Genomic DNA, 13309 nt, shown 5'->3' on the forward strand with positions numbered 1-13309 from the left:
GGTAGGTATATGAGACGCGCAAAAATTGTGGCTACGTTTGGCCCGGCAATTGCCAGCTACGAGAACACCCTGGCTGTGCTGGAGGCCGGCGTTGACGTCGCCCGCATGAACATGAGCCACGGCGACTACACCGTGCACGACAACACCTACGAAAATGTCCGCAAGGCGGCAGGGAGCCTGGGCAAGGCCGTGGCCATCATGGCCGACCTGCAGGGCCCCAAGATCCGCCTGGGCCGTTTCGTGGACGGTCCGCACGCCTTGGCCGTGGGTGACATTTTCACCATCACCACCGAGGACGTCCCCGGCACCCAGGAAATCTGCTCCACCACCCTCAAGAGCCTCACCGAGGACGTCAAGGTTGGGGACGCACTGCTGATCGACGACGGCAAGGTGGCCATGCGCGCCATTGAGGTCGACGACGTCAAGGTGGTTGCCGAGGTGACCGTTGGTGGCATGGTGTCCAACAACAAGGGCATCAACCTGCCCGGCGTGGCCGTCAACGTTCCCGCGCTGAGCGAAAAAGATGAGGACGACCTTCGCTGGGCCATGCGCCGCGGCGTTGACCTGGTGGCATTGTCCTTCGTCCGGGATGCGTCCGACATCACCCGCGTGCACGAGATCATGGATGAAGAAGGCCGCCGCGTGCCGGTCATCGCCAAGATCGAGAAGCCGCAGGCCGTGGAGCAGCTTCCGGAGATCATCGACGCGTTCGACGCGATCATGGTGGCCCGTGGCGACCTCGGCGTGGAGCTTCCCCTGGAGGAAGTGCCGATCGTGCAGAAGCGCGCCATCGAACTGGCCCGCCGCTGGGCGAAGCCGGTTATCGTGGCCACCCAGGTGCTCGAGTCCATGATCGACAACCCGCGCCCGACCCGTGCAGAGGCCTCCGACTGCGCCAACGCCGTCCTCGACGGTGCCGACGCCGTCATGCTCTCCGGTGAGACCAGCGTGGGCAAGTACCCGATCGAAACCGTGAAGGTCATGGCCCGGATCATCGAGTCCACTGAGGTCCACGGCCTGGAGCGCGTCCCCCCGCTGGGGACCAAGCCCAAGACCCGTGGTGGCGCCATCACCCGTGCCGCCGTCGAAATCGCCGACCAGCTGGACGCCAAGTACATCTGCGCGTTCACCCAGTCCGGCGACTCCGCACGCCGCCTGTCCCGCCTGCGGCCCATCAAGCCGGTCTTCGCCTTCACCCCGGTGGAGCAGGTCTGGAACCAGATGGCGCTGACCTGGGGCATCCAGCCGGTACTGGTGCAGATGGTGGACCACACGGACGCCATGACCGCGCAGGTGGACCGCAGCCTCGAGGAAATGGGCCTGGTGCAGGACGGTGACCTGGTGGTCATCGCTGCCGGGTCCCCTCCCGGAAAAGCCGGCTCCACGAACTCCCTGAAGGTGCACAAGGTAGGCGACCTGGCAGATTCCACCCGCGCCGGTGAAGTCAGCAGCAACAAGGAAAAGCTCGGCCCCTGGCCGGAAAAGAAGAAGAAGGCCTAGCCTTCGGAACAAAAAAGGGAGGATCCCCGCCGCTTGGCGGGGATCCTCCCTTTTTTGAACGTCCGGTGATTGAACCTGTCGGAGCCCTTAGGGGTCCCGGCAGGGCCGGCCTGTGGCCTAGTTGACCTGGTTGATGATGGTTTCGGCGACCTCGCGCATGCTGAGGCGGCGGTCCATGGAGGTCTTCTGGATCCAGCGGAAGGCTTCCGGCTCTGTCAGGCCCATTTTGGTGGTCAGCAGGCTCTTGGCGCGTTCGACGAGCTTGCGGGTGGCGAACTGCTCCTGGAGGTCGGAGACCTCGCTCTCGAGGGCCTTGATTTCCTCGTGGCGGGAGAGGGCGATCTCCAGGGCCGGGATGAGGTCTGCCGGAGTGAACGGCTTCACCACGTAGGCCATGGCGCCGGCGTCGCGGGCGCGCTCCACCAGTTCCTTCTGGCTGAAGGCGGTCAGCAGCACCACGGGGGCGATGCGGGCCTTGACGATCTTCTCGGCCGCCGAAATGCCGTCCATGACGGGCATCTTGACATCCATGAGGACCAGGTCCGGCTTCAGTTCCTCGGCGAGCTGGACGGCCTTCTCGCCGTTGTCCGCCTCGCCCACAACGTCATAGCCTTCGCCGCGCAGGATCTCGATGATGTCGAGGCGGATGAGGGTTTCATCCTCTGCCACAATGACGCGGCGCGCCGGCTGGGACGTGGGCTTGGACTCCGTCTGTTCAGTCACGGGATCTCCTTGAAAAGGTACGGCGGGACATCACTATCTTAGGTGCCACCGCGGCTGTACTTGGCTTGCAGGGTTTCTTTGCGGCGACGGCGGCGCGATTCTGGAATTCAGCCTATCTGCATGTAGAGTAATTCCGCGTACGTGAAGCGATCGCGTTGCTCACAGTCAGCTGTGGGCGTAGCGTTTCCCTCCATGTATTCCGCGCCCGAGTGGCGGAATTGGCAGACGCGCCGCACTCAAAATGCGGTATCGAAAGGTGTGTGGGTTCGAGTCCCACCTCGGGCACAGTGTCTTTGCAGGTCAGAGGCCGGTTGAGCACTTTTGGGTGTACAAAATCACCAAAAGTGTGTACAGGCGCGTACGGTTTTCTACATGGCCAGCATCAGTGCACGCACCAAAAAGGACGGTACGAAGTCCTACATGGTGCGCTGGCGGGATAAGAAAACCCACACGGCGCAGGGCCTGACGGTGACGACGCTCGTCGAGGCTGAGACGTTGAAGCGCCTGCTCGACGCGAATGGCCAATCCTTCGAAATTGCCCAGCATGCCCTGCTGTCCAACGAGAAGCGCACGCCCACCGTCGCCGACGTCATCCAAGAGCACATCGACCTGCTGATCCGGCCGTCCAGCGGAACCACTAAGACCTACCAGACCATGCTGGACCGGCACATACGGAACGTCATCGGACACGTCCCGGTGGACAAGCTGGACTACCGCCTGATCGCCCACTGGGTGAAGGCGATGGCTGCGAAGGGGCTGGCGCCGAAGACCATTCACAATATCCACGGTCTGATCTCCGCCGCAATGAACACCGCGGAGATGCTGGGTTACATTCCCCGCAACCCCTGCCGGGGTGTTCAGCTGCCGCCTATTGAGAAGGCGGAGGATGAGGCCATGTTCCTCACCCATGCCGAATTCAGCCTCATCATGGAGGGCATGGGGGAGCGGTACAAGGCCTTCACGAACTTTCTTGTCATGACTGGGACGCGGTTTGGTGAAGCAACCGCGTTGACCGTAGCGGACGTGGACCTGTTATCCAAGCCGCCAATTGCGCGGATCAACAAAGCCTGGAAACGTGACGGGCAATCCCAGTTCTACCTTGGCCCGACGAAGACGGGTGCCGGCAAGCGCACCATCGGGCTTAACCCTGCTTTGGTGGAGATCCTTATTCCTTTGGTCGCCAGCAGACCGGGGAAGGAGCTGGTGTTCACGACACCCAAGGGCGGGCGGATCATCCATAAACTCTACTGGCACCACTACTGGATTCCTGCCGTCCGCACGGCGCAGGCCATCGGACTGACCAAGAATCCGCGGATCCACGACCTCCGGCACACCCATGCCTCGTGGCTCATCCAGGACGGGGTGCCCTTGTTCACCATCTCCCGCCGGCTGGGACACGCCTCAACTAAGACGACGGAGCAGGTTTACGGGCACTTGATGCCGGAGGCCCTGCAGGTGAGCGCCGATGCCATGGAACGCTCGGTGGCGGCCTTCCAGCGGTGACCGTGCTTGGTCATGTAGGCGTGTTGAACTGCCGGCATGAACGTGGAAACCAGATCTTCCACTTGGAGGTTTCAATGGACATCGAATTTTTCGAGCCAGCCGAGGCTGCCGCTCTCATGAGATGCACCGAGTCATGGCTTCGCGACGGCGCGACGAGCGGACGCTTCCCTCATGCCTGCTGGGGAAAAGGAAAGATCATCTTTACCTCCGAGCACATCCTGGAAATCGCGAAGCTGAGTGAGATTCTCCCCGGCAGCATGAGTCAGCCGCTCCCGGTGAGACGACTAGCGTCTCAGGAGAGGTTGATCGGTACGCGGGCCAAAGTCCGCCTTGCCCCGGCACCTTGAGCTGTTCTCGCGCTATGACGGGTTACGGGGCAGGACCATGAAGAAGACCCGCTCGGGCGTTGAATTCTTCGGGCTCTTAACCGGCGCTCTCCTGGCTGTCTCCGTGGCAGGGTGCGGAGCCTCATGCAACGCCGTTGAAGCCATACATTCCGATCCGGGTGTTGCTGTAAATGTCCCACATCCTGCCGTCGCCATGGACAAGGCGCTGGCCGAATTGGAGGGTATCCCGGTGAAGGGGCGTGCATCCGCAGCCGGTTACTCCCGCGAAGAGTTTGGCCCGGCTTGGGCCGACACGGACCACAACGGCTGCGACACCCGCAACGACATCCTCGCCCGGGACCTCACGAATAGGACCTTTAAACCCGGTAGCCACAACTGCGTGGTCACCACAGGCACGCTTGCCGACAAGTACACTGGCACCACCACCCGCTTTGTACGTGGCCAGAACACCAGCAGCGCCGTCCAGATTGACCATATCGTCCCGCTCGGCGACGCATGGCAGAACGGCGCCCAGCAACTCACGGCGGAGCTTCGCCGGGAACTAGCCAACGACCCGCTGAACCTCATGGCCACGGACGGACCAACCAACACCGCCAAGGGCGAAAATGACGCCGCTACATGGTTGCCGCCAAACCAGGCATTTCGATGCGAGTATGTTGCTCGTCAAATCGCCGTGAAGGCCAAGTACGGCCTCTGGGTCACTCAGGCGGAACACGATGCGATCATCGGAATTCTGAATGATTGCGAATAGGGCTGGCGCTGAGATCGGGCACGAGACACCGTTCGGTCTTAGGGCCTTGGGGGAGGTCCTGCCTTGAAGTTGCGCTTTATGTCATATTCCGATTTGCACTTGACGGCGGCGAATACGAAATTGACCTGGCGAAGCAGAACGCCGAAGCGCTCCGAGGCGAACTGATTCCCTTCGTGGAGGCTGAACGCAAAGCGGGCCGCGGGAAACCCCCGTCGTCCGCCGTTTGGCACCGGCCACTGACACCAAGGCTGTCCGAGCTTGGGCTGCAGCGAATTACTGCTGGAGTCCATCAGCGACGACTGAGTAGCCTGACGGCATGAGAGAAGACGTGCCGGGCAACCCACCGGGAACGTGCTGTAGCTGGACCCGTACACGGAGACCGCCTACCTGGAGAGCCTGGCCGAGATGGGCCTGATCGAGCTGCTGGTCCGCGAGGACGTCTAAACACCTTCACCCGAAAAAGCCCCGGCTGGACAGCTCGTCCGGCCGGGGCTTTTACCTGCACCACGGGCTAGAAGGTGTACGGGGGGACTTCCCGGTCCTTCCACTCGCTGAACGGCGTCACGGCGATGATCTTGGTCGGGTCAGTCTTATCCACGACAGCCAGCCCGGTAACAACGCTTCCCACCGGCAGTTGGAACACCAGGTTGCCGTCCGCGTAGAAGGGGTCGAATGGCTCGGCCCTCGGACGATAATAGCCTTCGCCCGACTCGAGGATCGGAGGATCCCACTGCGTGTAAAAACCGGTAACGACCCCGGCCGGCGTCGGGTAGGAATCAGCAAAAACATTCGGGGGCAACGCCCAGTAGTTCTGCTTCGATCCAGTGCCGGACCATTCAACGAGCACGGGGCTGTCTCCGGCGGCCACCGTCTTCTCCGGCGGCCGCCAGCTTCCGGGTAAGTCCTTATGGGAGACCAGGAGGCGCATGGCGGATGCATTGGTAATCGAGATGTCGAGCGGCTGCGTGGTCTTATTGAAAACGCTGGCCTTCAGCTTGATCTGGGTCTGGTTCCCTTGGAGCCTCCCGTCTCGTTCGTAGGTTAGGGACTGGCACCACATGGTGACGCAGACTTCCACGTCAGGAAGCTTGAAGTCTGAAGGGTTGGGGTTGGGACATGCCCGACCCGCGGAGGCCACATGGAGCACCTCGGGGGCGGGCTGGGTGATGGTCGGCGTCGCAGAAGGCGTCGCTGAGGGAGAAGGAGGTTCAGACACCGTGGCGCTGGGGGCGGCCGAAGGGCTTTGCCCTGACTGACCGAGCGTCTCGAGCGCCTTAGGGATCGAAAAAGAGGGCGGCCATCCGAAGAGCTGGTTTGTGCTGCCAAGTACAGCCAGCAAGGCAACGATGCAGGCAAGGAGTCTCCACCATGGGTGCTTCTTCCAGAACTCAATCGCGTCAACGAGCTTCTCGCCTGCGACGGTCGGACGGCTGCGCCGGCCATTCGTTCGATCAGGTCGCAAACCGGACCGCTCTGGTGCACTCTCTTGGTCTTGTGGTGCCACAGGCTTCCCCCGGTCCTCGTCGCTGCCGTTGACGCCAAGGATATGCGCAGGACGGCCGGGGCCTGGCTATTTGGACCGAATGTTTCGGGCCCGTCTGGATGCCCGATCAGTGCCCGGTCATCAACGCGCGACGGAGAGCCGCTGTCGCACGTTTCCCAGTCCTGCGCCCACAGCTTCCGACAGTGCCTCACGGCTGGCACCGCGCAGATACCACCTGCCCAGCAGGACCCCGTCCTCGTCGTCCGCGCATCAGGGCAGCGTCGGATGTCGGGGATCTCCACCGCGGGCACGATGGGGCGCTTGGCGCGGTGCAGGGCTCCCGCGGGTGTCCTAACTCGCGCGCGACTGCCGTTTTGCTCAGGCTTGCGGCGGAAGACCATCCGCGGGTTCGACTTTGCGGCATCCGCTCGATGAACTAAGCCATCGGCCCTCCCAGACGTCTGAAAATTCCAACTCGACGAGATCCGGAATCATCGACTCTCCGGAGTGGGCCGGCAGATTGACGGTGGCTTTCCCCTCGGCTGTTCCTCCCGCCAAGATCACAGGCATGGCGATCGTCTTCAACGGGGGAGCAGGTGTCGTGGAGGACAACGTCGAAACATCGCGAACTCTTACTACAGGATTAGAAAGGGGATAGGGGCTGCCATTTTGCACGGTGAAGGTGACCTTTCCATCCCATGGGCCTTCGTACGAGTCCAGGTGAATTCGTTCCTCAACTGACGGCAAGCCAGTATGTTCCCGCCAGCCCTTCCATGCATCCTGGTGCGCCTCCCAAAATAGGGGATCGCGCTCCAGAACCATGTGAGAGGTGATGCCCACTCGCCTCGCCTGGGCGAGTCGTTCAGCCTCTTCATCATCGCGGCCCGCTTTTTCATTGTGCCAAAGCGTCGCAATAGCGATGGTAAAACCCAAGATCGTGCCGCCGGCTCCAACCCACGTGGCAACGTCCCCCCATTCAGTCTTAAGGGGGGCCAACTGTAAACTCCAGCCGATGGCGCAAACCACCGTTGAAGCCACAAGCGCTACGGTGATGCTGATGTAGGCAAAGTGGAAGGGAGTTATTTTCATCTTCTAGTTGCTCCTGGGTGTGCCCATAGCTGGCGGGTCCTATTTAGCGTGTTCTCAGTCGCTTAGGCATACGACATGAGACAAAGATTTGGAAAGGCGCCTCCTCAGCAGATCACAGATGCGCCTCAAAGCTGCGCCTCCCGCGAGGCGGTGTACCCCTGTCTGGGCATGCATTCCACGCGGACGAGATGCTTTGAACGACTCGAGTACAAGTCGCCAGCCCGGGAGGTCTCGGCGCATTGAAAATCCTATCTGGACACCACATGCAGGATGGGTCGGGGTATTTCTACCGCGGTTCAGGGCCCGGGATGCTGCGGTGGGCTCATCAGGCACGTGCCGACCTTCGTAGGAATTACACCTTAAGGTCTCTAAGAATGCCTGCCAGGTCTTCGGGAGTTCGGGGCAGGATGGTGTTCAGCCGTTCATGAAGCTTTGCTCGTATTAAACCGTTCCTTGCAGCGGCGTCGGTGAAAACGATGTCGCAGTACGGCACGGCGATTGACATGGCATTGATGTCGTGGAGGTCATTGACGGACCAACGTTTTTTTGCGTCGCGGTGATAGTGGGTTTTTAGCTCAACGGTCACGCAACTGCTGGGCATGCTCAGTACCAGTCTGCGGGCATCTTTGAGGTTGCCCGCCACTTCACCAAGAGTCCTGTGGCGCGCAGCTAGTTCGGCACTGAGCATGTCGTTGAGTTCGAGATTCACCTCACGCGCGAGAAGCACATCCCTCAATCGCCCACGGCGCCAGCTCTCGCTAAGCTGTTTATCCGCGAAGTGCTGCTCGATTCGTACGTTGCCGGCAAGAGATTCGCGATGGACCTCAGGCGCATATCCTCGTTCTCGCATCCCGGGGACTTCCTCGTCGCTCGGCCCCGCAATAAGCGCCCGCTCAGCTTGGTGTTCCAGCGCTCTGAGCTGCTGCAGACGCTCCGGCTCGAGAGTGTTTCTGTCGACGGCTTCACCATCGGCGCCCATTAGACGCAGTCCACCTACCTTTCCGAAGGCGTGGAGAAGGCTTTTACCAATCAGGGGAATAGGTGAAAATGATAAGCCCTGCGTGCCCGTCATTTCATCTAACGTTGCCTGCAGTTCGAGTTTTCTAACGTCCACAAGGCTGGCCATGTATTCGAAATCGGTTAGTTCCTCAATGAGGTCTGCTAGGTCATTCCTCTGGCGGGGATCGCGTATTGCGTAAATCTCCTCTACCAAAGGGGCCGATAACAGGATGCGAGTTCGTCTTTCAGCGAGGGCTAGTCGGCATTCGTAGAGGAGTGCTTGGTAGCGTTCAGCACTGCCGCGCTGCAGTTTCGCCTTGGTGAGATTGATCCAGTGGTTGAGATCCAGGTACAGCAATGCGGGCGGGGTTGCTGGTCTTGTTAGGCCAGGCGGCCAGACGAGGTCAAAGGGGGCCATGTCAGGACGTTGCTTTGATCGCCCTTCGGTTTGCATGAAAACAGCCTAGTGGGCGAGAGCCTTAGCTGCCTGTGCCAGACAAGCCCTTAGGCCAGTGTTGACGGCATGGGAGGGGGAGAAGACGCGAGTCGGTCGCGTCTGGACCCCCTTCAGATTCAGTATCTGCGGTGCACGTCATGGTTGCACTGCCACTGAGGCTGTTATGAAAATTTGCACGAGTTACGGTTTGCGCCCAACAGTTTTCCTTCCCCTACTGAATCAGCTTCAGCTAGTGCGCGAAGGAGGGAGTCGACAGAATTCTGAAGAAGCCCCGCGATTAGTCAGGGCATGTGATAAGCAAAACCGACTGTCACCGCTCTGGACATGTCCAGAGCACAGGCGTTCAATTGACGAAGAGGCGCCCAACGCGCCGCGGTGGTCGATCGGCCACCCTTGCTGTCCACTGCAAAGAGGGGGCGGTATGGACGAGCAAAGAATTAAGCGAACGGAACCAGCACGGGTTGCGGCGGCAGCATTTCAAGCGCTGTGGTTACCCCGTCATCTCACTCTGGAGAAATTGATCGCGATCGTGGCGGCCCGCCGCCGTCGTCCGATCGAAATTGAAGCCACCACCGTACTCAACGGCACAGAAGTCTGCGGCTTGTGGCTATCGACCGATTCCCGGGAAATCATTCTCCACGCAGTCACAGACTCAGTGCTCCACAGGCAGCAGTTCGTCCTCCATGAGCTCGGCCACATGATCCTGCGCCATGATGAATTAGGGATCTCGGCGGAATACGCGGCCAGTCTTTTCCCAAACCTCAACGGCGAGATGGTGTCCCGAGCGCTGGCGCGGAGCAGTTTCGTGGACGACATGGAGGCCGCGGCCGAGACACTCGCTGACCTCCTCGCCGCAGCAATTCGCGAAAGCAGCCTGGAACCGAAATCATTTGAGCAGGTTTTCGGGTGATCCAGACAATCGGGGCTGCGGTCATCTGGGTCCTCGTCCTGTGCCTTCTCCCGGGCGTGCGCACTAGGAAGGATCACAGCATTCTTGTCGCTGCGGTTGCTATCGCAACCGCGCTCACCTTGAATGTTGATTCGATATACATCGCCGGTGATGCAGCGCTTGGCGGCCGCAACCTTGTGGACCTGTGCGCGAACATCCTCATGGTCGTTGGAATCTACTTCCTTTCCCAGGCGATCCTCCGGGCGGCAGAGTTCAACGATGCATCCGTGCGCAGCGACCGCCTCGGCCTGACAATACTGGCGTGCGTTGCCGCGGGACTGGTTGCTGCGTTCTTCAGCATCGAAGCGCCGGCCTCGTCGACGCGGTTCATGCTCGATTATGGTGATCAGCCTGCTGCCGCCCTCTACTCGGCCATCCAGTTTGTCTACGTCGGCGTTGTCGTCAGCGTAACGGGTTACGTCTGCATTAGATTCCGACGGCGGATGGCCACCTTTCATTTCCGGCTCGCCTTCACACTGATCGGCATCGGCTGCCTTCTGGCACTGGTAGTCGTCTTCGCAGTCTTGGGAATGGACGTCGCCCATCTGCTTGGAGACTTGGCCGTGATGGGGCAGTTAGCAGTTGTTTATGACGTGAGCTTCGTCGGGGCGATGCTGTTTCTGTGTGCCGGCCTGGCTTTGCCACCGGTCGCCCGTCGTATGTCTCGACGCACCGAGTTGAAAACTCGAGAAGCATTGCTGACCAGCCTCACTGACACCTGGGAGAAGGCGACAGCCACCCGGGAAGACAGCCGCTTGGCCGCACCTGCAGAAGGCATCGACGGCAAAACGCGAAGACTCCATCGGATGCTCGTTGAAATTCAAGACGCACTCTTGATGGATCCATCTGCTGCTAGGTTGCTGGATGAAGTTGATATGCAAACAGTGGTCCGGACAGAAGACTTCCTCGCTTTCCATCATGGGGTGCAGGAAAGTCGGTTGAGCCCGGCGATGTGGGGGAGGAGGCACGGCATACGTGAAAGATGATGCCGCGGAGCCTCAGGAGTCGCCCCAGTCCAGACTCGCTAGAAAACTTACCCTTTTGCTCGACCTTTATGAGTCCCAAGGGCGGGGACCCATCTCTTATCGGGAAATCAGCGAAAACATGGCAGATCGCGGCACCCCGCTGTCCCGGTCGCGCTGGGCCTACATGCGCAGCGGTGATGGCTCGCTGGCCGTGGACCATGCGCTGCTGGAGAATCTCGCAGAATTTTTCGGTGTGGATCGCCGCTACCTTCTTGATGACTCGGCAGGGGTGCCGGAACTGGTAGAGGCCCAGCTCGATCTCCTGAAGTCGATGCGGGAAGCGCGGGTCAAGAACTTTGCTGCCAGGCAACTGCAGGAGCTGTCTCCCGAGACTTTAGCCAAGCTCAGAGAAGTCATTGACGAGCACGCCAGGGAAGACGATGAGGACTCCTAAGCTGTTGGGGGTTCTTTCCCTGACCGCCCTCGGCGCAGCTGCCGCCACAGTGTTGGCGGCTGGCTACTTCGCACGGCGGGTCGTGGTCCCGTCGGCTACCCGGCGGGAGGACCTCGCCATCCGAAGAGTCTTTCCTGGAGAAGATGGCGCGTTGCTCGTTGAGTTGCCGAGCTCCCCTCTGACGGCGGCCCCAGGCAGGTACAGCCTTTGGTTCGCCGGCGGTAAGGGCCACGCCTGTATAGGTGCGGTGGTGGATGAAGACGCCAGGGCCGGAACGGTGACGCGGCTCGTCGAGCGCGTCGACTCAGGCAACCTTTACGGTGCCAGGGCCGGAATTTGGAGTGGCTACGCCTATTCCGCGCCTGAGCAATTGGGTCTGCCGTTCGAACATGTAGTCGTCCCCGTGACTGACGGAATGGCGCCTGCATGGAAGTTCGTTCCGGAGACCGCAGGTCCAGCATCCTCGACGTGGGCAATCCACGTCCATGGTATGGGTGGAAAGCGGGCCGGTGCCCTTCGTGGCGTCCCCGTTGCCAACCAACTAGGCCTCACGTCGCTGGTGGTGTCATACCGCAACGACGGCGACGCTCCGCCTTCGAACGATGCTCGCTACTCCTTGGGGCAGAACGAATGGCTTGATCTCGAGGCAGCGATCCAATTCGCGGTCGACAATGGCGCGGAGCGCCTAGTGTTGTTCGGCTGGTCGCTGGGCGGCTCGATGGCGATGCGCGCGGCAGACCTCTCTATTCACTCCGATCGGATCGTTGGACTGGTACTCGTAGCTCCCGTGCTGGACTGGAGGGTGACCCTGACGGCCAATGGCAGCTCCAGTGGGCTACCGGGACCCGTGACAAGGCTGGGCCTACGAATGTTGGGCACTGGTGCCGGTCGTTGGGTGACTGGCCTTGCGCAGCCCATCGACCTCTCTACTTTGGACTGGGTGGCGCGCGCCGGGGAACTCAAAAAGCCGACGCTCATCCTGCACGGTGCCGGAGACAAATCGACGCCGGTGGCCGTTTCGGAGCGGTTGGCGGAACTGCGTCCCGACTTGGTCCAGTTGGAACGGTTCGACGTTCCGGGTCACTCGCTGGAGTGGAACGGCGACACCGAGAAATGGGAAGCGTCCGTTATGAGTTTCGTGAAGTCACTGTTTTGAGGCTGAAACGCAGCTGCAAGCTCGGCTGACTGCCTCTCGATCTCATCCGGCCGCGCCCTATATCGGCCCGATTCGAGCATCAGGATACCGGTCTGGGACAGGAGGTTCAGGTGCTTTTGGAGGGATGACGCGGACCCGTTGATAGCGGCGGCGACTTCGTGGGTGGTTGCAGGACCATGGGCCATCAAGAAGCGGATTATCTTGCTTCTCGTCCTATGCATCAAGATGTTCGCCATGGAGACCACAACCAAGTGATGAGGAAGTCCGTTTCCCGCTGTAGACGGGTCTACAGCAATACGATACGCCTGCATATGAGCTGATGGAAGCGAACGGCGCGAATCATTGCGTGCCGTGGAAACCCCCGGAATACTGAGCATCACAAGCAGTGTGACAACTGCACTTGCCATCGTCGGGAGGTGAGCGGTGTCCAGCGTCGACAAGCACGCGGCGAACATGGGTGTCTCTCCCCAGGCTGAGCTGGCCCGCCGCCTGAACCTGCTGCTCGACGTCGTTGTGGCGGAGCGGGGGCAACCGATCACCTTCCGAGAGGTTCAGGAGAAGCTGGCGGACAAAGGGATCAAGCTATCCCGGGCGCGTTGGTTTTATATGAAGGACGGTACGGGAAGACTAGTAAGCGACCCCGCCCTCCTAAGCGCCCTATGCGGGATATTCGATGTAGATCCCGCCTATCTATTGGATGCCGATTCTGCGGACCTGCCCCAACGCATTGACTCCCAGCTTGAATTTGTGAAGTCCCTGCGCGCTGCGAGGGTAAAAACTTTCGCGGCCCGCACTCTTGGGGACGTGTCCCCGGACACGCTTCGCGCAATCACCGAGTACCTGAACAGAGACATCAGTCGGCGGCCCGAAGGCGAGCGCGCCGCGGTGCATTCGCAAACGGAGCCACCGGAATCGCTGGAGCGGGGGGAATGA

Annotated in this window: 14 protein-coding genes and 1 tRNA gene; 10 read left to right on the forward strand and 5 right to left on the reverse strand. The window is 60.7% G+C overall.

Going from position 1 to position 13309, the window contains the following annotated elements; all coding sequences use genetic code 11:
- The first annotated feature begins 9 nt into the window (after positions 1 to 9).
- Positions 10 to 1500, forward strand: coding sequence for a pyruvate kinase (gene pyk / locus ACFVVC_RS03685; protein ID WP_387449346.1), 1491 nt, complete (start codon positions 10 to 12; stop codon positions 1498 to 1500).
- 117 nt (positions 1501 to 1617) lie between these two features.
- Here pyk and ACFVVC_RS03690 read toward each other — a convergent pair whose 3' ends face one another.
- Positions 1618 to 2223, reverse strand: coding sequence for an ANTAR domain-containing response regulator (locus ACFVVC_RS03690; protein ID WP_009358190.1), 606 nt, complete (start codon positions 2221 to 2223; stop codon positions 1618 to 1620).
- A 203-nt stretch (positions 2224 to 2426) separates the two neighbouring features.
- Between ACFVVC_RS03690 and ACFVVC_RS03695 the strand changes: the two genes are divergently transcribed.
- From ACFVVC_RS03695 to ACFVVC_RS03710, 4 genes are all read left to right on the forward strand, one after another.
- Positions 2427 to 2508, forward strand: a tRNA-Leu gene (locus tag ACFVVC_RS03695).
- Positions 2509 to 2595: 87 nt separating this feature from the next.
- The gene (locus ACFVVC_RS03700; RefSeq protein ID WP_387449350.1) at positions 2596 to 3726 is read left to right on the forward strand and encodes a tyrosine-type recombinase/integrase; all 1131 of its coding nucleotides are present in this window, start codon (positions 2596 to 2598) and stop codon (positions 3724 to 3726) included.
- 384 nt (positions 3727 to 4110) lie between these two features.
- Complete coding sequence (locus ACFVVC_RS03705; protein ID WP_387449352.1) at positions 4111 to 4824, forward strand: HNH endonuclease family protein; 714 nt, start codon at positions 4111 to 4113, stop codon at positions 4822 to 4824.
- The gene (locus tag ACFVVC_RS03710; RefSeq protein WP_387449355.1) at positions 4815 to 5144 is read left to right on the forward strand and encodes a histone-like nucleoid-structuring protein Lsr2; all 330 of its coding nucleotides are present in this window, start codon (positions 4815 to 4817) and stop codon (positions 5142 to 5144) included. The genes ACFVVC_RS03705 and ACFVVC_RS03710 overlap by 10 nt, the downstream gene beginning before the upstream one ends.
- A gap of 191 nt (positions 5145 to 5335) precedes the next feature.
- Here the strand turns inward: ACFVVC_RS03710 and ACFVVC_RS03715 are convergent, their stop codons facing one another.
- The 3 genes from ACFVVC_RS03715 to ACFVVC_RS03725 form a co-directional block, all read right to left on the reverse strand.
- Positions 5336 to 6328: a hypothetical protein gene (locus ACFVVC_RS03715; protein WP_387449357.1), complete on the reverse strand. Its 993-nt coding sequence runs from the start codon at positions 6326 to 6328 to the stop codon at positions 5336 to 5338.
- Positions 6329 to 6685: 357 nt separating this feature from the next.
- Positions 6686 to 7396 carry a hypothetical protein gene (locus tag ACFVVC_RS03720; protein ID WP_387449359.1) on the reverse strand — a complete coding sequence of 237 codons (711 nt, stop codon included), beginning with the start codon at positions 7394 to 7396 and terminating at the stop codon, positions 6686 to 6688.
- Between the two features lie 352 nt (positions 7397 to 7748).
- Positions 7749 to 8849: a hypothetical protein gene (locus tag ACFVVC_RS03725; RefSeq protein WP_387449362.1), complete on the reverse strand. Its 1101-nt coding sequence runs from the start codon at positions 8847 to 8849 to the stop codon at positions 7749 to 7751.
- Positions 8850 to 9273: 424 nt separating this feature from the next.
- Here ACFVVC_RS03725 and ACFVVC_RS03730 point away from each other — a divergent pair, with 424 nt between their 5' ends.
- From ACFVVC_RS03730 to ACFVVC_RS03745, 4 genes are all read left to right on the forward strand, one after another.
- Complete coding sequence (locus ACFVVC_RS03730) at positions 9274 to 9762, forward strand: hypothetical protein (RefSeq protein WP_387449365.1); 489 nt, start codon at positions 9274 to 9276, stop codon at positions 9760 to 9762.
- The gene (locus ACFVVC_RS03735) at positions 9759 to 10787 is read left to right on the forward strand and encodes a hypothetical protein (protein ID WP_387449368.1); all 1029 of its coding nucleotides are present in this window, start codon (positions 9759 to 9761) and stop codon (positions 10785 to 10787) included. The genes ACFVVC_RS03730 and ACFVVC_RS03735 overlap by 4 nt, the downstream gene beginning before the upstream one ends.
- A gap of 55 nt (positions 10788 to 10842) precedes the next feature.
- Positions 10843 to 11220, forward strand: coding sequence for a hypothetical protein (locus ACFVVC_RS03740; RefSeq protein ID WP_387449370.1), 378 nt, complete (start codon positions 10843 to 10845; stop codon positions 11218 to 11220).
- A 250-nt stretch (positions 11221 to 11470) separates the two neighbouring features.
- Entirely contained in the window at positions 11471 to 12376 is a 906-nt protein-coding gene (locus ACFVVC_RS03745; RefSeq protein ID WP_387449373.1) for an alpha/beta hydrolase family protein, read from the forward strand.
- Here ACFVVC_RS03745 and ACFVVC_RS03750 read toward each other — a convergent pair.
- Positions 12301 to 12831, reverse strand: coding sequence for a winged helix-turn-helix domain-containing protein (locus ACFVVC_RS03750; RefSeq protein ID WP_387449376.1), 531 nt, complete (start codon positions 12829 to 12831; stop codon positions 12301 to 12303). The genes ACFVVC_RS03745 and ACFVVC_RS03750 overlap by 76 nt on opposite strands.
- On the opposite strand from ACFVVC_RS03750, the gene ACFVVC_RS03755 reads away from it, so the two are divergent.
- The gene (locus ACFVVC_RS03755) at positions 12800 to 13309 is read left to right on the forward strand and encodes a hypothetical protein (RefSeq protein ID WP_387449379.1); all 510 of its coding nucleotides are present in this window, start codon (positions 12800 to 12802) and stop codon (positions 13307 to 13309) included. The two genes, ACFVVC_RS03750 and ACFVVC_RS03755, sit on opposite strands and share 32 nt — an antisense overlap.

This window comes from Pseudarthrobacter sp. NPDC058196, from assembly GCF_042882685.1.
Lineage (GTDB): Bacteria > Actinomycetota > Actinomycetes > Actinomycetales > Micrococcaceae > Arthrobacter.